The organism is Variovorax soli NBRC 106424 (assembly GCF_001591385.1).
Taxonomy (GTDB): domain Bacteria; phylum Pseudomonadota; class Gammaproteobacteria; order Burkholderiales; family Burkholderiaceae_C; genus Variovorax; species Variovorax soli.
The window spans coordinates 1-16585 of sequence record NZ_BCUU01000109.1 but is presented as its reverse complement, the minus strand read 5'-3'; the positions used below and the strand labels follow the sequence as shown (position 1 = coordinate 16585).

Sequence of the window (16585 nt, the reverse complement as noted above, 5' to 3'; positions counted from 1 at the left end):
CCCGCCGCCTCGGCGTGGGCCGGGGAGGGGCGTGCATCGGCCAGCGGCGCGGTGGCCTGCGCGGGTCCGCCGCCATTCAGTGCTGCCGAGAGCGATATGGCGTCGGTCCAGCCGAGCCATTGGCTCAGTCGATCCGCGAAAGCTTGTTGGGATCCGGGGGGCTCGGCCTCGGTGAGGCGGGCGAGCAAGCGAATCAGCGCCGGGCCGGTGAAGTCTGTGCGTCGCTGTTGTGACACTTTCAGCTTACAGCCAGGGGGAAGAAAACCAGGCAGTCTACACCGCCGGGTGGGCTCGCCGGGGGCCGTTACACAGTCATTACCAACCGGGCACGGCCGCCAGCAGCAGTTCCTGGATGGCCTGCACGCGCATGGGCTGGCGGCGCCGCGGCGCGTGGACCAGGTGCGCCTTCTGCGCCGGGCCGGTCCAGCGCGGCAGCACGCGCACCAGCGCACCGGTGCGAAGCAGCTCGTCCACCATCCAGCTGGGCTGCAGCGCAATGCCGGCGCCGGCCTGCACCGCCTCGAGCATGGCGACGGCGCTGTTGACGCGGTACCGGGCCGCCAGCTCGACCCGGGCCGGGCCCTCGGGCCCGTCGAGCGTGACGGTGTCTTCGGGGCTGGCATAGCGCAGATAGTCGTGCCGGGCCAGGTCTTGCGGGGCGTGCGGCTGGCCTCGGTTCTCCACATAGCCGGGCGAAGCCACCAGATAGCGCGGCCACGTCGCGAGGGGCTGCGCCACCCGGTCGGGCGGCAGCACGCCGCCGATGCGAACGGCCAGGTCGATGCGCTCCTGCACCGGGTCGATGAAGCGGTCGTCCAGCAGCAGGGTCACCTGCAACTGCGGATGGCGCGCCATGGCCTGGAGCATCAGGCGGTTCAGGCGCAGCTCGCCCAGCGCGACCGGGGCCGAGATGCGCACCAGGCCGCGCGGTTCGCGCGTGCGCTGCGTGAGTTCGCCCACCGCTTCCTCGTAGTCCTCGAGCAGCCGCCTGGCGCTGTCGAGAAAGCGCAGGCCCTCGTCCGTGGCCGCCACGCGGGTGCTGGTGCGCTCCAGCAGTCGTGCGCCCACCGAATGCTCCAGCGCGGCGACCAGCTTGCTGACGGTGGGCTGCGTGGTGTGCAGTTCGCGCGCGGCAGCCGACAGGCTGCCCAGGTCCACCGCGCGCACGAACGCGTTCATGGCCTTGAGTCGATCCATTGAGGGTATTCCAATTTCGATGGGTTGCTCTTCCATTCTGCCTTCTATGAAAAGAATCAGGAATGGAGAAAAGTCGAGCCTTCTCTTTCGAACCCAAGGATCGACGCCCATGAATTCCAGACTCACAACCGCCGCCCTGGCGCCCTTGCTCGCCGCGGCCATGGCCTTCGCCAGCGCACAGCCCGTGGGGCCGCAGCGGGCCGAACCGGAACACCATTGGGCCGCCACCTGGATCGCGCCGGCAGAGCCGCCGTGGGCGCGCGACTTCGTGCTGCCGCTGGGCATGCCCGAGGCGCTGGACAACAGCACCCTGCGACAGTTCCTGCGCACCAGCATCGGCGGCGAACGCATCCGCATCGTGGTGGACAACCAGTTTAGCAACCAGGCGCTGAAGATCGGTCAGGCACATGCGGCCACGCTGGGAACGGGCGGCCGCGGCGCGCCGGTGCGCTTCGAGGGGCAGGACGGCGTGGTTGTCGGCCCCGGTGCCAGGGCGCTGAGCGACCCCATCGACCTGCCGGTGGCGGCCGGTTCGCGGGTGCAGGTCGACCTGTACCTGCCGCAGCGCACGCGCATCGGCGGCTTCCATTGGGATGCGAGGGACCGCACGCTTGTTCTTGCCGGCAACCGGGCCGGCGAGGGCTCAGGCGAGGCAGCACCGCCCGATGCCCAGGTCTTCAGCACCCGCGCCTTCCTGTCGTCGGTGCTGGTGGAATCCCCGGCCAGGCCGAAAGCGGTGGTGGCGCTGGGCGACTCCATCACCGACGGCAACGGTGCAACGCCCGGCGCAGACAGGCGCTGGCCCGACTTCCTTGCACGCCGGCTGGCGACAAGCGGCGTCGCGGTGCTGAACGCGGGCATTTCGGGTAACAGGCTGCTGCGGCCCGGCATGGGCGAAAGCGGCCTGGGGCGGCTGGGCAAGGATGTGCTGCAGCAACCCGGCATCGGCGCGGTGATCGTGCTGCTGGGCACCAATGACATCGGCTGGCCGGGCGGCCCGTTTGCGCCGGGCGAGACGGTGCCGACCGTGGACGAACTCACCCGGGGCCTGCGGCAGTTGGTGGCGCAGGCGCATGCGCAGGGCGTGCGCGTCGTCGGCGCCACGCTGCCGCCTTTCGAGGGGGCGCTGCAGGGCACGCCGCTGGAAGGCCACTACAGCCCGGCCAAGGAGGCGGTGCGGCAGGCCCTGAACACGTGGATCCGCAGCGCCGGCGCGTTCGATGCGGTGGTGGACTTCGACAGGGAACTGCGCGATCCGTCGAGACCGTCGCGCCTGCGCCCCGCGTACGACTCGGGCGACCACCTGCATCCGAACGATGCGGGCTACGAGGCGATGGCCCGGGCGATCGATATCCGAGAGTTGGCGGCCAGCCGCCTGGACTAGCTTGCGACGAGAAGGCGAACGAGCATGGCCAGGCCGCCTGCGGCAAGCAGCACGGTGACCGATGTCGCCACGAGGCCGGCTGATCCATCGTCTGTGCCTTGCACCTGCGCTGGCGTCGACGCGGATTGCTCGGCAGCTGTGGTCGATTGAGCCGAAGTCTGCGTACCGGTACTGAACGGGCTGTACAGCGCGCCGCCCTCGCTCGTCGATTCGGCGTCGAGCGCGCGGTTTTCGAAGGAAGGCGATGCCCCGGCTTCGGCGGCAAGCAGCCCAGCCGGCATGGCCGCCAGGCAAAGCCCTGCGAGCGCCAGGCGCGCTGCACCTTGTCTCAGCCTCATGACGATTCGGAAGTTGGCGAAATGCCCACCATGGCAGCTTCGGGCAGCGCACGCCATTCCACAAAAGGGGAATGCGCCGGAACCGGGCCCGTGCGGCGACTGTCCAGCGGGCGCATGAGTCCCACGCACCTATGACAAAGTGCCTATGGTGAAACAATAGTTTGCAGCGTAGCCTCTGGGACTGGAGGGGTTGGTTGATCGAGCGCCTGGCGTCGTCCGGGCGCTCGGTGCGGAGGGTCCACGATGGAAGAAACAACAAGCGCAGCAGGCCGTTGGCACCACGCGCAGACATGACGGAGTTCAATCCGCCGTGCGGCAGCGGGCTGCGCGGGAATGACGCGTGTGCCGGGCACGGAATGGCGCGATGCGAGGTCTCGTATGCAGAGGCGGCGCATGGGCGAGCGGGCGACAAGGTGGCTTGCGCCATCACGGTGATGATCGTCTCCGACCGCAAGGCCTTGCTGCTGGCGTGGTTGGCCAGGCTCATGCACGAGCCCGGCATCGAATTGCATGCCGAGTCACCGACCGGGCCTGCGCGCCTGAGCGACTGCATCGAGCGGACACTGCCAGCCGTGCTGCTGCTCGACAAGGCGATGCTCGATCGGCTGGATGGCGCATCCACGCAGGCGGTGCGTTCCCTGTTTCAGCGCACCCGCGTCCTCCTGCTGTCGGATGAGCTGTGCGATGGCCTGGTCATCGACGTGCTGCGCTATCGCTTCCATGGCTTCCTGCTCAACAACTGCCCGCCCGAAGCGGGCCTGCAGTCCATTCGTGCCGTCAGCCGGGGCGAGCTCTGGTTGTCGTGCGCCGCACTGGCCAATGCCATCGCCCACCTGTTGCAGGCTTCTGCGAGGCCTGCCGCAGCCGAGCCGCCGCAGGCGGGCCTGGGCGGCAGCATGCTGACGCAGCGCGAACAGCAGATTGCCGAGCTGCTGCGCGGCGGCTACACCAACAAGGAAATCGCCAATCAACTGGGCGTCGTGGAAGACACGGTCAAGAAGCACCTGCAAAGCGTGTTTCGCAAGCTCGGGGTGCGCCGGCGCGCACTGGTGGCGCTGCGTCCGCCATCGGTCTCGGCGTAGCGCCCGAGGTCGCAATCGCTGCGGTGGCCGGTGCGCAGAAAAGGTCTGCGCACCGGGCCCGCCAAGCCGTCAGTCCGTCACGGTGAACGCATTGGGCAGCACGCCGCCCGAGCCGACGCGAACATCCCACACCGGGTTCCTGCCGCCGCGCTTCTTCGGTGGCACCGTGACGGTCGCGGTGATCATGTCGAGCGTCGCGGTGTCGCTGGCCAGGCGGACGTTGCTCGCGATCGGCCGCGGACCGTTGCCGCCTTCGAAGGTCACCGACATACCGTCCGTGAATCCGTAGCCGGTGATGGTGACCTGGACGGTCGACCCGACCTGCGCCGTGTTCGGCGAAATCGACACCGCGGTGGAGCAGCTTCCGCTGCTGTCCAGCACCGTGACGGTATTGGGCTTCTTGATGCTGATCAGCGCGCATGAGACGTTGTCGGTCTCGTCGGATTCGATGATCACCTTCTTCGGGTCGATCTCGATCTTCAGCTGGTACATGCCGTCCGCATTGCCGGTGAAGTCGATTTCCTGGCCGGCGAGATGCGCGCCGTAGGTGTCGCCCCAGCCGACCGACATGCCCTGGATGGTCCGGCCGCAGGTGCTGTACACGGCCTGTCCGGGCGCGCCGGGCAGGCTCGTGTCGATCTTGGTGGTGTCCATCACGCAGAAGGTCGTCTTGCTGCCGGTGCGCTCCGAGCCGCCGGGTGCGTTGACGGGCTGCAGCGTGTACAGCGCGTAGTCGTCGAAATGGAAGTGGTTGTGGGCGGGGTGCCATTCGAAATAGCCCGCGAGCCGCAGGAACGACGTGCCGTCGCTGAGGGACACGCGCTGGAACACCTGCTGCTTGCCCGAGCCGGTATCGACAGGTCCTGCCTCGAGCTGAAGCGGCCCGGTGCCCTTGTTCCAGCTGGTGGTGTCGAAGCGCAGGGTCGAATTGCCGGCGGTGTCGGCCACGAGCGAGAGGTTGGAGGCGGGCAGCGGCTTCAGGTTGGGCGGCCGGTCGACGACGCTCTGGGCGATGGCGCCGGTGGTGAATGCCAGGACGCCGGCCGCCAGCGCGCCAGGGGCGAGAGACCGTAGTTGAAAGAAGTTCGTGCTCATCGGCGTGGCCTTCCAGGTTTCGAGGAACAAATCCAGATGAGGCGAGGGCCCGCGCGAACCGCAGGCGCACATGCGGCGACCTGCAGGACCGCGCGGGGCCGGCCCCGTCACTTCTTGCAGTCAGGGTCCTTCTTCGGATCGCAGGGCGGCTCCTTGATGTCCTCGCAGGTGTAGTCCGAGAGCACCAGCCTGCCAGGCAGGTTGGTCGAGGCGCTGGCCAGCGTGCCCGTTGCCGTGCAGTAGAAGTGCTGGGTGTTCCCCAGCACCTTCGAGGCGCCGACGACGCAGGTGTTGCCCGATGACCAGCCGGCGGTGAGCGTGCCCGCGGCGGCGCCGCCGGTCTGGTTGTTGACGAAGTGCCACGTGCCGCTGTTGGTCCCGCAGGTCTGCCCGTTCAGGTTGTCCAGCTGCGCCGCAAGGGATGTTCCGCCATAGAAGCTCAGCGCCATGGCCACTGGCAGGAACAAGTACTGCTTCTTCTTCATGCTTACCTCCTCGTGGGGCCCCCGCCATGCCGGCTGCCCTCGATTTGCCGCATTCGAGCGGGGCGGTGGCACCGTGGCGGAAGCAAGCGACAGCGGATGCGGCTGCCACGCATGGTCACCAAGACCGCCTCGCCAATTCCTTGACGCGAAGCCGTCCTGGCGCCACCACGATGTCAGCTTTTTGTACTACGCACTATTCCACGAAAGGGGAATGAAAGGAGGGCGCGCCTCAGCCGCGCCGGGGCATCGCCATGCGCTTGCGGATGGCGTCGATGTCCACGTCGGTCACCAGCCAGTAGATGGACACGAGCACCATGCCGATGACGCTGAACACCACCATCACGAGGTCCGTTTCGCTGAGCGTCAGGCCTTGCGTTGCGACCGGCGCGGTGCAGATCATCGTGGCCGCACGCATGCCCACGTAATGCATGGCGCACACCGCCAGCGCCATCACGGCGGCCGAGATCGTCTGCCGCGCCAGGCTGGTGGTATGGAACGCCAGCCACAGGGCCGCCGCCGCGGCCGTGACGGCAATGCCCATCGACGCGGCCATGACGCGCAGGTCCATTTCCATGGCGGCGCTCAGCTGCATGGCGTACATGCCCATGTAGTGCATCACGCAGATGCCCAGGCCCGCCAGCACGCTCGCGGCGATCCAGCCGGGCTGGCTGAACTTGCGCCGGCCGCCCGCGAGGTACAGCGCAATGCCCGAGATCAGCACGGCCGCCACGAGTGACCCGCTGGTGAGCAGCGGCTCGTAGGCGATGGGCACCGGCAGTTCGTAGGCCAGCATGCCGATGAAGTGCATGGACCAGATGCCGATGCCGCCCAGCGCCACCGCGGCGCAGGCCAGCATGGAGAACCTGGCCAGGCCGTTCGCATGCAGCATGCGGCTGGCGCACATGATGGCCGTCAGCGAACCGGCGAACGACACGAGGTAGGACAGGGCAACCAGGCCCGGCGAGTACTGGGGCGTCAGTACCTGGCCAATGATGATCGGGTCGGGCATGCGCGCATTCCTTTCAACACAGAAGTCAGTCCCAGTCTGCGGCACTCAACGTGAAAAGGGCACTTCAGGGAGCACGTGCCTAGTCTAGGGTCGCCAGATTCGAAACTCCGAAAAACAACGGGGGGACCGGCCGCATTTGCCGCTCGCGGCGTTGCGATTTATCCAAATGTGTACTCGCGTATTCGTGGGCTAGCGGATGACCCGCCCGTCGGCCGTGACGGTCACCAGGTCGATGGCCCAGGCCGAGTCGTGCACGCCGGCGCGCAGGCGCAGCCGCCAGCCGCCCACGTCGAGGTCGCCCAGGCTGCCCAGCGCCTTCTGCATGCCGGCCTTGTTGAGCCCGGGGCCGTTTCGCCGCACGGCCTCGCCCAGGGCCTTGGCGGCAATGAAGCCTTCCAGGCTTTCGTAGCTGGGCGCCTGGTCGGAGTTGTCGATGGCCGCCAGGTACTCGCGCACGATCGGCGTGGCCGCGCTGCGCGGCGAGGGCACCACCTGGCTGATCACCACGCCGCGGATGTCCTTGCCGAGCGCGACGAACAGCGGGTCCATGCCCACCATCGAGAAGTTCATGAAGAGGCCCGCATAGCCGCTCTTGCGCATGGCGCGGATGAAGGCGGCCGTCGTGTTGAACAGCGAGGCCTGGATGACCACCTGCGGCTTTTGCGCACCGATGGCGGCCACGGCGGCGTCCACCTTGGTGCTGTTGGTGGGCACGAAGGCGCTGGCCACCGGCGGGGGCATCTTCAGCTCCTTCAACGCCATTTCGACGGCGGCCAGGCCGGCGCGGCCCATGGCGTCGTCTTCGCCGAGCACCGCGATCCGGTTGTGGCCGATGGTGGCTGCGTGCTGCACCATCTTGAAGGCCTCGTCCGCCATGCTGGGGCGTACATGGAAGACCTGGGGGTAGGCGGCTTCGCGCAGGTTGTCCGCGGCGGCGAAGGGAGCCAGCAGCACGGCGCCTTGTTCCTTCGCGACATTGGCGGCGGCGGTGCTGCTGGCGGTGCCGACAAAGCCGAAGAGCAGGTCGGCACCATCGGCCAGCAGCTTCCGGGCATTGGCGGCGGCGCGGGCGGCGTCGTAGCCGTCGTCCAGCTGGCGCAGCTCCAGTTCCAGCGGTGCGTCCTTCTTTTCGTTGAAGGCGTCCACGTAGAGCTTGGCACCGGCGGCGAAGGCCAGGCCGATTTCGCTGGCGGCGCCGGTGAGCGGCACCGACTGGCCCATCACCAGCTTGCGGGCCCCGGGCGCCGCCCGTGTTGCGCTGTGCCAGCCGGCGCCCAGCACGCCCAGGCCGAAGCCTGCGCCGGCGTTGATCAGCAGCTTTCGGCGAGTGGTGACCATCGTGCGCTCCATGACATTTTGTAACCTTTACATACTACGCAAAGGTGATGCCAGGGCGCGAAAGCCGGGTCAGGTTTTCGTGAACAAAACGTCGTAAACGCCGTGTCCGAGCTTGATGCCCCGGTTCTCGAACTTGGTCAGGGGGCGGTAGTGGGGCTTGGGCGCATAGCCCTCGGGCGAGGCGTCGGGGCTGATGCGCAGCAGGGGTTCGGCGCGCAGCACCTGCACCATCTGCTCGGCATAGGGCTGCCAGTCGGTGGCGCAGTGCAGGTAGCCGCCGGGCGCGAGGCGGTCGGCCAGCTTCTTCACCAGCGGGCCCTGGATCAGGCGGCGCTTGTTGTGCCGCAGCTTGTGCCAGGGGTCGGGAAAGAAGATGTGCACACCCGCCAGCACGCCGGAGGCGAGCATGTGGTCGATCACGTCCACCGCGTCATGCGCGCAGATGCGGATGTTGCCCAGGCTTTGCTCGCCGATGCGCTTGAGCAGCGCGCCCACGCCGGGCTCGTGCACCTCGCAACACAGGAAGTTGGTCTCGGGCATGAGGCCGGCGATGTGGGCGGTGGCCTCGCCCATGCCGAAGCCGATCTCCAGCACCGTGGGCGCCTGGCGGCCGAAGGCGGCAGCCAGGTCCAGTCGCTCGGGCTGGTAGGGGAGCAGGAATTTCGGGCCGTAGAGCTCGTAGGCGCGAGCCTGGCCCTCGGTGGTGCGGCCTCCGCGCTTGACGAAGCTCTTCAGGCGGCGGTGCAGCGGATGCGGCTTGGCTTCTTCTTCGGGCGCTGCGGGAGCGTCTTCTTGGGGCGCGCCTTCGGGGAGGGGCGCCGGATCGGTGTCGCGGGGGGGAATCATCAGGAGCGGAATTTTAGGGAATGCCTGCCGCCGGCCGGCGCGGCGGGGTGAATCAGCGCGCGTCGGGGTAGAGCGCGCGCCACTGCGCCACCCAGGCGGCCCGGTCGTCGCCCGACAGGCCCAGCACCCTGGCGGCCGCTGCCAGCTCGGCCTGCGCCGCCTCTGGCGAGCCGGTATCGATCGCGGCGGCGCCGTTCTGCTTGGACAGCTTGTTGCCGTCGGCCGCCAGCACCAGCGGAGTGTGCAGGTAGCGCGGCGTGGGCAGGCCCAGCGCGCGCTGAAGCAGGATCTGGCGGGCGGTGTTGTCGGCCAGGTCTTCGCCGCGCACCACGTCGGTGATGCCCTGCTGCGCGTCGTCCACCACCACGGCCAGCTGGTAGGCCCAGGGGCCGTCGGCGCGCTTGAGCACGAAGTCGCCGACCTCGCTCGCCACGTCCTGCTGCTGTTCGCCCAGCCGGCGGTCGGTCCAGCGCAGCGGCCCGCTCGCGCCCTGGAACTTGGTGGCGGCAAAACGCCAGGCGCGGGCCTTCTTGCCGTGCAGGCCGTCGCGGCAGGTGCCGGGGTAGACGCGTTCGCCGTGCCGGGTGTGCGCCACACCCTGGCGCGCCAGGGCCTCGTCGATTTCCTTGCGGGTACAGCCGCAGGGGTAGGCCAGGCCCGCCTGCTGCAACTGCGAAAGCGCGGCGTCATACAGGGCGGTGCGCCGGGTCTGCCAGACGGGCGCTTCGTCGGGCAGCAGGCCGCAGGCGGCCAGTTGCTGCAGGATCAGCTCGCCCATGCCGCTCTGGCAGCGCTCGGTGTCCGCATCCTCGATGCGCACCAGCCAGCGCGCCTGCGTGGCGCGTGCGCGCACATCCAGCCAGCTGGCCAGCGCGGCGACCAGGGAGCCGGCATGCAGGGGGCCGGTGGGCGAGGGTGCGAAGCGGCCGACGACGGTCAATGCACGGCCAGGGCCAGGGACAGGCCCGAGAGGAAGGCTTCCTCCACCCGGTGGCCGGTGCACCAGTCGCCGGCGGCACCGAGCCCGGACCCGGCGTCCCACAGGTGCGGCTTGCCGGCCGGCACCAGGGTCTGCGCCTCGGGCCAGCAGCGCGTGTGCGCGTAGGCGGGCTCGGCGCGGATGCCGGTGACTTCGGCAAAGGCGCGCAGCAGCTTGGCCTGCACGCGCGTTGCATCGTCTTTCAGGTGCTCCTGCGACCAGTCGGGGCTGGCCTGCAGGGTCCAGCGCTCGATGGTCTGGCGCCCCGGCTTGGAGGATTCGCGCGCCAGCCAGGCCACACGGTGATGGGTGCTGCGCGCCGCGTTCCACTGCGGGCCCAGGTGCGACAGGGTGGGCTGGTTGGCGTTGGGAAAGGCGAGCATCAGCGTCCAGCAGGGCGCCACCTTCACCGCTGCCAACTGCTCGGCGAGCGCCGGCGAGTGCGAGGCCAGCAGGCGCCGCGCCGGGTTGGGCGGCGTGGCCAGCAGCACGGCGTCGAAGCCGGAATGCACATGCACCGAGCCGTCGTCCGATTCGGTGCGCAGCTGCCAGCGTGCGTTGTCGAGCGCGTCGCGCTCGATCCGGGTGACCTGCACGCCGGTGATCAGCGCATCGCCCAGCGGCTTGGCCCAGTAGGCCACCAGTGCGTTCATGCCGGGCTGGGCCACGAAATGGGGCTCCAGCCGGGGCAGGGCGGCCTCGGCCACGCGGCCGTGCGCATCGAGCACGCGCACGGCGTTGGCGCTCCAGGGCCGGCACAGCTCGGGGGTGGTCTGCAGCACGCGCATGAAGCGCGGGTCGCGCACGGTGAAGTACTGGGCGCCGCTGTCGAAGCTGCCGAAGGGCGTCGGCTCGCTGGCCATGCGCCCGCCCGGCTGCCGGTTCCACTCGAACACCGTGACGCGGTGGCCGGCCTGCACCAGCGTGCGGGCGCAGGCCACGCCGGCAATGCCGGCACCGACGATGGCGAAGTGCCGGCTGGAGGATGTCGCCGGACGGCTGCGTTTCTTGGCGGTGGCGCGAAGGCTCATGGGCTTGTCTCGGTTGTCGGGTTTGGAATGCGTGACGGTCGACGGACTCTAACCGCCCGCGGGCTTGTCGCGGCGCGGCAATGCGCTCATCGGAAGCTTCGATGGTTTTCCAGGAGTGCGCGGCGAGTACCTTCGTGCTCGAAACGCTCCAGCCACCATTGCAGCGCATGCCCCGGCTTGCCGCTGGCCGGCATGCGCCAGGCGCAGTGCATCTGGCCGCGCGGCGGCGCGCGCTCGGTCTTGCACTCCACCAGGTGGCCGGCATCGATGTAGGGCCGCGCCATCGGTTCGGGAAGAAAGCCGCCGCCCAATCCGTGCAGCTGGGCGGCGAGCTTGGCCTGCATGCTGGGCACGGTGAGCACGTCCTGGCCGGTGACCAGGTTCACCGTCATGCGCTCGCCGGTGCGGGACGAATCGGCCGCAGCCACGGCGCGGTGCTGGCGAAGCACTTCGTCGCTCAGCGGCTTGCCGACCTTGGCCAGCGGATGATGGGGCGCGACGCAGTAGATGAACTGCAGCTCGCCCAGCAGGCAGCTGCGGATGGCCGTGGCGGTAAAGGCCAGCCCCGCCGCGCCCACCACCGTGCCGATGGCCAGGTCGGCCTGGCCGCTGGTCAGGCTCTGGGCGGTGCCCAGCAGGGTTTCGTCCAGCAGCTTCAGGCGGGTGGGCGGGTTCAGGGCATAGAAGGCGCCCACCAGCTCCAGCACCGGGTCGCGGGCGATCACCGTGTCCAGCGCAATGGTCAGCTGCGCTTCCCAGCCGGTGGCCACGCGGCGAACGCGGTTGGCCACCGCGTCGATCTCGCCGAGCAGCCAGGCGCCCTCGCGCAGCAGCTCGGCGCCGGCCGCGGTGATGCGGGCCTGCCGGGCGCTGCGGTCGAACAGCAGCACGTCCAGCGCGTCCTCGATCTGGCGGATGCGGTACGACAGGGCGCTGGGCACCAGGTTCAGCGCGCGGGCGGCGCCGGCAAAGCTGCCGTACTGGGCCACGGCCTGCAGCATGGCCAGGGCGTCGGGGGTGAGGGCGTCGCGGGCGGTGGTCATCGGTGGGTCACGCTAGGGCCTGTTAACACTATGCAAGGGGATCGCGTTGCCTCGCAAAGGGGCTGGATGCAAGGCGCCCGCGCGCAGCAAGGCTGATGCCTTGCAAGCGCGGGCAACGCCGCAGACGGCCCCTTTGCGAGGCAACCCGAAGGGAAGCTCATCACAGCCCACCCCTCGGCGTTGCGCTCCTTGTGCGTGCGGACGCACGCACGGCGTCGCGCGCCTTGATGGGCGGGCTGTGATGAGCTTCGCGACCCCTTGCATAGTGTTAACAGGCCCTAGTCATTCAAATTATTTGAATGATGCCTTCAAAACCCGGCACTCGCGAGCCCCGTCGCCTTCCCTAAAGTTACACACATCCGCTGCGCATACGGCGCGGCCTACGAGAGAGCCCGGGGCTTGAGCGCCTGCCGGGCAAGGAGTGAAAAACATGCTTCAAATTCGCAGATCACAGGAACGCGGCTATGCCGACCACGGCTGGCTGCGCTCGTACCACAGCTTTTCCTTTGCCGGCTACTTCGACCCGGCCCACATGGGCTTCGGCAACCTGCGCGTCATCAACGAGGACCGCGTGGCGGCCGGTGCCGGCTTCGGCACGCACGGGCACCGCGACATGGAGATCATCAGCTACGTGCTGTCGGGCGAGCTGGCGCACAAGGACAGCATGGGCAACGTGGAATCCATTCCGCCCGGCGACGTCCAGCGCATGAGCGCCGGCCGCGGCGTGATGCACAGCGAGTTCAACCACAAGACCGACCAGACCACGCACTTCCTGCAGATCTGGATCGAGCCGAACGTGAAGGGCATCGAGCCCGGCTACGAGCAGAAGAGCTTCGGCGCGGACGAGAAGCGCGGCAAGCTGCGCCTGGTGGCCTCGCCCGACGGTGCCGACGGCTCGGTGCTCATCCACGCCGATGCACGCCTGTACGCGGGCCTGTTCGACGGCGCCGAGGAAGCCGTGCTGGCGCTCGACAAGGAACGCAAGACCTACGTGCACCTGGTGCGCGGAGAACTCGAAGTGAACGGCCAGAAGCTCAGCGGTGGCGACGCCGCCAAGATCGAAGGCGAATCACAGCTGCGTCTTGCTTCGGCCAAGGACGCCGAAGTGCTGGTGTTCGATCTCCAGCCCTGAAGCGCCTTCTTCCGGTCTTTTTCATTCCTTCAATTTTTTCAACCGAGGAGTTTTTTCATCATGTCCAACTCGATCACCGCTACCGCCAACCGCAATGACGCCGGCACGCTGCCCGGCAGCGACGTGCTCGCCCTGATCGGCCGCATCCTGGTGGCCTACATGTTCATCCCGGCCGGCTTCGGCAAGGTGATGGGGTTTGCGGGCACCGTCGGCTACATCAGCTCGGTGGGGCTGCCGCTGCCGGCGCTGGGCGCGGTCATCGCCATCATCGTGGAGCTGGGTGCCGGCATCGCGCTGCTGCTGGGCTACAAGACCCGCATCGCCGCGATCGTGCTGGCCGTGTTCACGCTGGTCGCCTCGTTCTTCTTCCACGCCTACTGGGCCGCGCCCGAAGCGATGAAGATGGTCGCCACGCTGCTGTTCACCAAGAACATCGCCATCGTGGGTGGCCTGCTGGCCCTGGCTGCCTTCGGCCCCGGCCGCCTGTCCATCGACAAGAAGTGAGCAGCAATGGGAAACTCGGCCGATGTCTGACATCGTCGTAGTTTTCCATTCCGGTTACGGCCACACGCAGCGCATGGCGCAGGCGGTGGCCGATGGCGCGGACGCCCAGCTGATTCCCATCGACGCCGACGGCAACTTGCCCGCCGGCGGCTGGGAAGCGATTGCGGCGGCCCGCGCCATTGTCTTTGGCGCGCCCACCTACATGGGCGGGCCCAGCTGGCAGTTCAAGAAGTTTGCGGACGCGTCGTCCAAGCCCTGGTACGTGCAGGCCTGGAAGGACAAGCTCTTTGCCGGCTTCACCAACAGCGCGGCCATGAACGGCGACAAGTTCGCCACCATCCAGTACTTCTGGACGCTGGCCATGCAGCACGGCGGCCTGTGGATCGGGCTGGGCATGCTGCCTTCGAACGACAAGGCGGCCACGCGCAACTCGCCGAATTTCGTGGGGGGCTATGCTGGCGCGCTCGCGACCTCGCCCACCGATGCCAGCTCCTCCGAAATGGCCAAGGGCGATCTCGAAACGGCCCGCGTGCTGGGCGAGCGCGTGGCGGCGGCAGCGGCCAAGCTCGCACGCTAGGGCCCTGGCCACACACACACTCATCAACGGAGTCCACGATGGAATTTCTCAAGCCACACGACAAGGACCTCGGCGGCGGCTTCATGGTGCGCCGGCTGCTGCCCGCGGCCACCAAGCGCTCGGTCGGGCCGTTTGTCTTCTTCGATCACATGGGGCCGGTCAAGGAACACCCGGGCCGCGAGCATGACGTGCGCCCGCACCCGCACATCGGCCTGGCGACGGTCACCTACCTGTTCGAGGGCGCGATGATGCATCGCGACAGCATCGGCAGCGAGCAGGAAATCCGCCCCGGTGCGGTCAACTGGATGACGGCCGGACGCGGCATCGTGCACTCCGAGCGCAAGCCCGATCGGCTGCTGGACGCCGAATACGTCAACCACGGGCTGCAGTTGTGGGCCGCGCTGCCCAAGGAGTTCGAGGAAATCGAGCCCAGCTTCACGCATACCGGTGCCGAGGCCATTCCGGAAGTGAAGGAGCAGGGTGCGGACATCCGCGTGCTGATCGGCGAAGCCTTCGGCGTGCGTTCGCCGGTGAAGACCTTCGCGCCCACGCTGTACGTCGATGTGGCGCTGCCGGCCGCGGGCCGGATCGAGCTGCCGGTGCTGGCGCGCGAAGAGGCGCTGTATGTGGTGCAAGGCGCCATCGAACTCGATGGCGAAGCGGTGCCGCCTTTCTCGATGGTGCTGCTGCCCGACGACAAACCGGTGCAGTTGCGCGCCGTGGGCGATGCGCCGGTGCGTTTTGTCATCGTCGGGGGCGATCCGCTCGACGGGCCGCGCTTCATGTCCTGGAACTTCGTCTCCAGCAGCCGCGAGCGCATCCTGCAGGCCGGCGAGGACTGGGAAGCCAAGCGCATGGGACAGGTGCCGGGCGAGACGGAGTTCATTCCGCTGCCGGCGGGCCTGCTCACCCGCTAGCTGCGGCGCCGAAGACGAAAAAAAAGAGGGGGCGCCCGAGCATCGAAGGCGCCGCCTCTTCACCCATGGACCCCAGGGGGGCGGGCCGCGGGGCAAATCGGAGCTTCACGACCTGGCGCTTAGCAGGCAGGCCGGGCCGGAAGCACTATCGCTATCGCAAGCCGTTCACATCGCGCTGCCTGGCACGCGCCAGGCGCGCGTCAGCCCATCACTGCAACCGCGCGAACATCCGGGCGAGCAGCCGCAGCGCCGCAGACTCGCGCGCAGTGATCCGGTCCGCGCCGGCGTTGCCGCGGCCTGCGCTGTCGCCGCGTCCTCCAGCTTGCTCATGGTCCCAGCGGATCGGCGTGGGCCTGGGCATGGGCGACGGACGCTGACCATCCCAGGGGGCCGGCAAGGGCGTCGGGCGATTCCCGTTGCCAGCGCCCGGCGGCGTGTACGGCCGGTGGTCCCAGTTGCCCGGTCGCTGGGACGCCTGGTTCGGCGGGGGGCAGCAGCCGTTGTCAGATTGCCCGTTGCCGCCCGGCGTGGGGGTGGGCGTGGGGCCGGCGGCGGGGGACTCGGGCTGCGATGGCCCGCAGCCGTTTGCGCCGGTGCCCGGCTTGGCGCCTTCGGTGCCCGGTGCCTGGCCACCCGCACCTGGACCTTGCGCGCCACCCGGCGTGCAGCAGGTGCCGCCCGGTGCCTGCTCGCCAGCGCCTGGCGTGCCGGGGCCTTGTGCACCAGGGCCCTGGTTCTGGCCGTTCGGGTTCTGCAACGCCGCCTGGATCTGTTTCATCACCTGCTGCATCAAGTCCGCCATTTGCTGATGCACGAAGTCATCGCGTTGAAACGGATTGGTGCCCCGCATGGGTTGCGGTAAGCGCTGCAGCATCGGCGTGTTCCAGCTCGAATTCTGAACAGTGGTCATGTGGCCTCCTTGTGTGTACCAAAATTGGCAAGGTCATTGTCAAAGCCGCGTCGAGGCTGCGCGGGGCGCGAAGCGAAACGAGCTATGGGAAGCCGAACCCGGCGCGCCATCCATGCAGTTCTCGCGTGCGTCGTGCGCGTGCAGTTGCTCGAGCAAGAAAAAAGGAGGCCGAAGCCTCCTTGTCTTGAAACCGCAAGCTGCGGCTCAGGAAGTGCGCAGACCGGATTCCTCCGCGGCCTTGAGCACCTTGGTCACGTAGGTCGCGTCGCCGGTGCCCGCAGGGATCGCATTCGGATTGCTCGGGTCCACGCCGTTGGGGCCGGAGTTGTAGGCGCGCAGTGCCAGCGGAATGTCCGGATACTTCTCCTGCATCTGCTGCATGTACTTGGCGCCCGCCATGATGTTGTCGGCGGCATTGTTGATGTCGCCGCCGCCGGAGGCCTGGAACTCCGAAGGCTGGATCTGCATGAGGCCGCCCCCGGGGGTGTTGGGCTTGCCGCGCGACTCCTGCCAGATCTGGCCGGCCAGGATGCCGGGCGGAATGCCGGTTTCCTTCGAGGCTGCTTCGATCTCGTTCCTGTAGGCATCGGCCACCTGCTTGGGCGAGATGTCGCCGTTGGCGCCGGGCGTCATGTCGACGCCGTTGACGGTGTTGGCGCCCGGAGCCGCACTCGCAGCGGGTGCCTCGCCGGCGCCCGCTGCGCCACCCGCGCCAGGC

General features: G+C 68.5%; 19 protein-coding genes. 6 read left to right on the top strand and 13 right to left on the bottom strand.

Annotated elements, in window-relative coordinates; all coding sequences use genetic code 11:
• Positions 1-188, bottom strand: a 188-nt coding sequence (locus tag VSO01S_RS26875; protein WP_373282926.1) for a DUF3348 family protein, incomplete at its 3' end; no start/stop codon positions are given.
• A 127-nt stretch (positions 189-315) separates the two neighbouring features.
• A complete protein-coding gene (locus VSO01S_RS22720; RefSeq protein ID WP_068645065.1) occupies positions 316-1197 on the bottom strand; it encodes a LysR family transcriptional regulator in 882 nt (293 codons plus the stop codon).
• A 109-nt stretch (positions 1198-1306) separates the two neighbouring features.
• On the opposite strand from VSO01S_RS22720, the gene VSO01S_RS22715 reads away from it, so the two are divergent.
• A complete protein-coding gene (locus tag VSO01S_RS22715; protein ID WP_068645064.1) occupies positions 1307-2581 on the top strand; it encodes an SGNH/GDSL hydrolase family protein in 1275 nt (424 codons plus the stop codon).
• Here the strand turns inward: VSO01S_RS22715 and VSO01S_RS22710 are convergent.
• Positions 2578-2919 (bottom strand): hypothetical protein, encoded by a 342-nt coding sequence (locus VSO01S_RS22710; protein WP_068645063.1) that lies wholly within the window; start codon positions 2917-2919, stop codon positions 2578-2580. The genes VSO01S_RS22715 and VSO01S_RS22710 overlap by 4 nt on opposite strands.
• 290 nt (positions 2920-3209) lie before the next feature.
• On the opposite strand from VSO01S_RS22710, the gene VSO01S_RS22705 reads away from it, so the two are divergent.
• Positions 3210-4001: a LuxR C-terminal-related transcriptional regulator gene (locus tag VSO01S_RS22705; protein ID WP_084242049.1), complete on the top strand. Its 792-nt coding sequence runs from the start codon at positions 3210-3212 to the stop codon at positions 3999-4001.
• Positions 4002-4070: 69 nt separating this feature from the next.
• Here VSO01S_RS22705 and VSO01S_RS22700 read toward each other — a convergent pair whose 3' ends face one another.
• The 8 genes from VSO01S_RS22700 to VSO01S_RS22665 all read right to left on the bottom strand — a co-directional run bounded on the left by VSO01S_RS22700 (position 4071) and on the right by VSO01S_RS22665 (position 11827).
• The gene (locus tag VSO01S_RS22700) at positions 4071-5096 is read right to left on the bottom strand and encodes a lysyl oxidase family protein (protein WP_068645061.1); all 1026 of its coding nucleotides are present in this window, start codon (positions 5094-5096) and stop codon (positions 4071-4073) included.
• A gap of 107 nt (positions 5097-5203) precedes the next feature.
• The gene (locus tag VSO01S_RS22695) at positions 5204-5581 is read right to left on the bottom strand and encodes a hypothetical protein (RefSeq protein WP_068645060.1); all 378 of its coding nucleotides are present in this window, start codon (positions 5579-5581) and stop codon (positions 5204-5206) included.
• A 229-nt stretch (positions 5582-5810) separates the two neighbouring features.
• Positions 5811-6590, bottom strand: coding sequence for an MHYT domain-containing protein (locus VSO01S_RS22690; protein ID WP_068645059.1), 780 nt, complete (start codon positions 6588-6590; stop codon positions 5811-5813).
• A gap of 189 nt (positions 6591-6779) precedes the next feature.
• Positions 6780-7928, bottom strand: coding sequence for an ABC transporter substrate-binding protein (locus VSO01S_RS22685; RefSeq protein ID WP_068645067.1), 1149 nt, complete (start codon positions 7926-7928; stop codon positions 6780-6782).
• Between the two features lie 69 nt (positions 7929-7997).
• Positions 7998-8774 (bottom strand): tRNA (guanosine(46)-N7)-methyltransferase TrmB, encoded by a 777-nt coding sequence (gene trmB, locus VSO01S_RS22680; RefSeq protein WP_068645058.1) that lies wholly within the window; start codon positions 8772-8774, stop codon positions 7998-8000.
• Between the two features lie 52 nt (positions 8775-8826).
• A complete protein-coding gene (gene gluQRS, locus VSO01S_RS22675) occupies positions 8827-9714 on the bottom strand; it encodes a tRNA glutamyl-Q(34) synthetase GluQRS (protein WP_068645057.1) in 888 nt (295 codons plus the stop codon).
• The gene (locus VSO01S_RS22670) at positions 9711-10784 is read right to left on the bottom strand and encodes an NAD(P)/FAD-dependent oxidoreductase (protein WP_084242047.1); all 1074 of its coding nucleotides are present in this window, start codon (positions 10782-10784) and stop codon (positions 9711-9713) included. The genes gluQRS and VSO01S_RS22670 overlap by 4 nt, the downstream gene beginning before the upstream one ends.
• An 86-nt stretch (positions 10785-10870) precedes the next feature.
• Positions 10871-11827 (bottom strand): LysR family transcriptional regulator, encoded by a 957-nt coding sequence (locus VSO01S_RS22665; RefSeq protein ID WP_068645056.1) that lies wholly within the window; start codon positions 11825-11827, stop codon positions 10871-10873.
• 430 nt (positions 11828-12257) lie between these two features.
• Here VSO01S_RS22665 and VSO01S_RS22660 point away from each other — a divergent pair, with 430 nt between their 5' ends.
• From VSO01S_RS22660 to VSO01S_RS22645, 4 genes are read left to right on the top strand one after another with little or no spacing between them, the layout of a single operon-like run.
• Entirely contained in the window at positions 12258-12959 is a 702-nt protein-coding gene (locus VSO01S_RS22660) for a pirin family protein (RefSeq protein ID WP_068645055.1), read from the top strand.
• 60 nt (positions 12960-13019) lie between these two features.
• Positions 13020-13463: a DoxX family protein gene (locus VSO01S_RS22655; RefSeq protein ID WP_068645054.1), complete on the top strand. Its 444-nt coding sequence runs from the start codon at positions 13020-13022 to the stop codon at positions 13461-13463.
• Positions 13464-13485: 22 nt separating this feature from the next.
• Positions 13486-14040, top strand: coding sequence for a flavodoxin family protein (locus VSO01S_RS22650; protein WP_068645053.1), 555 nt, complete (start codon positions 13486-13488; stop codon positions 14038-14040).
• 38 nt (positions 14041-14078) lie between these two features.
• Positions 14079-14957 carry a pirin family protein gene (locus VSO01S_RS22645; protein ID WP_068645052.1) on the top strand — a complete coding sequence of 293 codons (879 nt, stop codon included), beginning with the start codon at positions 14079-14081 and terminating at the stop codon, positions 14955-14957.
• 208 nt (positions 14958-15165) lie between these two features.
• Here the strand turns inward: VSO01S_RS22645 and VSO01S_RS27310 are convergent, their stop codons facing one another.
• Together VSO01S_RS27310 and VSO01S_RS22640 are read right to left on the bottom strand one after the other, a co-directional pair.
• Entirely contained in the window at positions 15166-15867 is a 702-nt protein-coding gene (locus VSO01S_RS27310; protein ID WP_153305380.1) for a hypothetical protein, read from the bottom strand.
• 204 nt (positions 15868-16071) lie between these two features.
• The coding region (locus VSO01S_RS22640) for a lytic transglycosylase domain-containing protein (protein WP_153305379.1) at positions 16072-16585 on the bottom strand (514 nt) is incomplete at its 5' end.

Excerpts from the sequence above, each read along its gene's own strand:
- VSO01S_RS22700 (WP_068645061.1), bottom strand. The coding sequence starts at position 5,096 with ATGAGCACGAACTTCTTTCAACTACGGTCTCTCGCCCCTGGCGCGCTG.
- VSO01S_RS22690 (WP_068645059.1), bottom strand. The coding sequence starts at position 6,590 with ATGCCCGACCCGATCATCATTGGCCAGGTACTGACGCCCCAGTACTCG.
- trmB (WP_068645058.1), bottom strand. The coding sequence starts at position 8,774 with ATGATTCCCCCCCGCGACACCGATCCGGCGCCCCTCCCCGAAGGCGCG.
- VSO01S_RS22715 (WP_068645064.1), top strand. The coding sequence starts at position 1,307 with ATGAATTCCAGACTCACAACCGCCGCCCTGGCGCCCTTGCTCGCCGCG.
- VSO01S_RS22660 (WP_068645055.1), top strand. The coding sequence starts at position 12,258 with ATGCTTCAAATTCGCAGATCACAGGAACGCGGCTATGCCGACCACGGC.
- VSO01S_RS22685 (WP_068645067.1), bottom strand. The coding sequence starts at position 7,928 with ATGGTCACCACTCGCCGAAAGCTGCTGATCAACGCCGGCGCAGGCTTC.
- VSO01S_RS22705 (WP_084242049.1), top strand. The coding sequence starts at position 3,210 with ATGACGGAGTTCAATCCGCCGTGCGGCAGCGGGCTGCGCGGGAATGAC.
- VSO01S_RS22645 (WP_068645052.1), top strand. The coding sequence starts at position 14,079 with ATGGAATTTCTCAAGCCACACGACAAGGACCTCGGCGGCGGCTTCATG.
- VSO01S_RS22720 (WP_068645065.1), bottom strand. The coding sequence starts at position 1,197 with ATGGATCGACTCAAGGCCATGAACGCGTTCGTGCGCGCGGTGGACCTG.
- VSO01S_RS22710 (WP_068645063.1), bottom strand. The coding sequence starts at position 2,919 with ATGAGGCTGAGACAAGGTGCAGCGCGCCTGGCGCTCGCAGGGCTTTGC.
- VSO01S_RS22655 (WP_068645054.1), top strand. The coding sequence starts at position 13,020 with ATGTCCAACTCGATCACCGCTACCGCCAACCGCAATGACGCCGGCACG.
- VSO01S_RS22665 (WP_068645056.1), bottom strand. The coding sequence starts at position 11,827 with ATGACCACCGCCCGCGACGCCCTCACCCCCGACGCCCTGGCCATGCTG.
- VSO01S_RS22695 (WP_068645060.1), bottom strand. The coding sequence starts at position 5,581 with ATGAAGAAGAAGCAGTACTTGTTCCTGCCAGTGGCCATGGCGCTGAGC.
- VSO01S_RS27310 (WP_153305380.1), bottom strand. The coding sequence starts at position 15,867 with ATGACCACTGTTCAGAATTCGAGCTGGAACACGCCGATGCTGCAGCGC.
- VSO01S_RS22670 (WP_084242047.1), bottom strand. The coding sequence starts at position 10,784 with ATGAGCCTTCGCGCCACCGCCAAGAAACGCAGCCGTCCGGCGACATCC.
- VSO01S_RS22650 (WP_068645053.1), top strand. The coding sequence starts at position 13,486 with ATGTCTGACATCGTCGTAGTTTTCCATTCCGGTTACGGCCACACGCAG.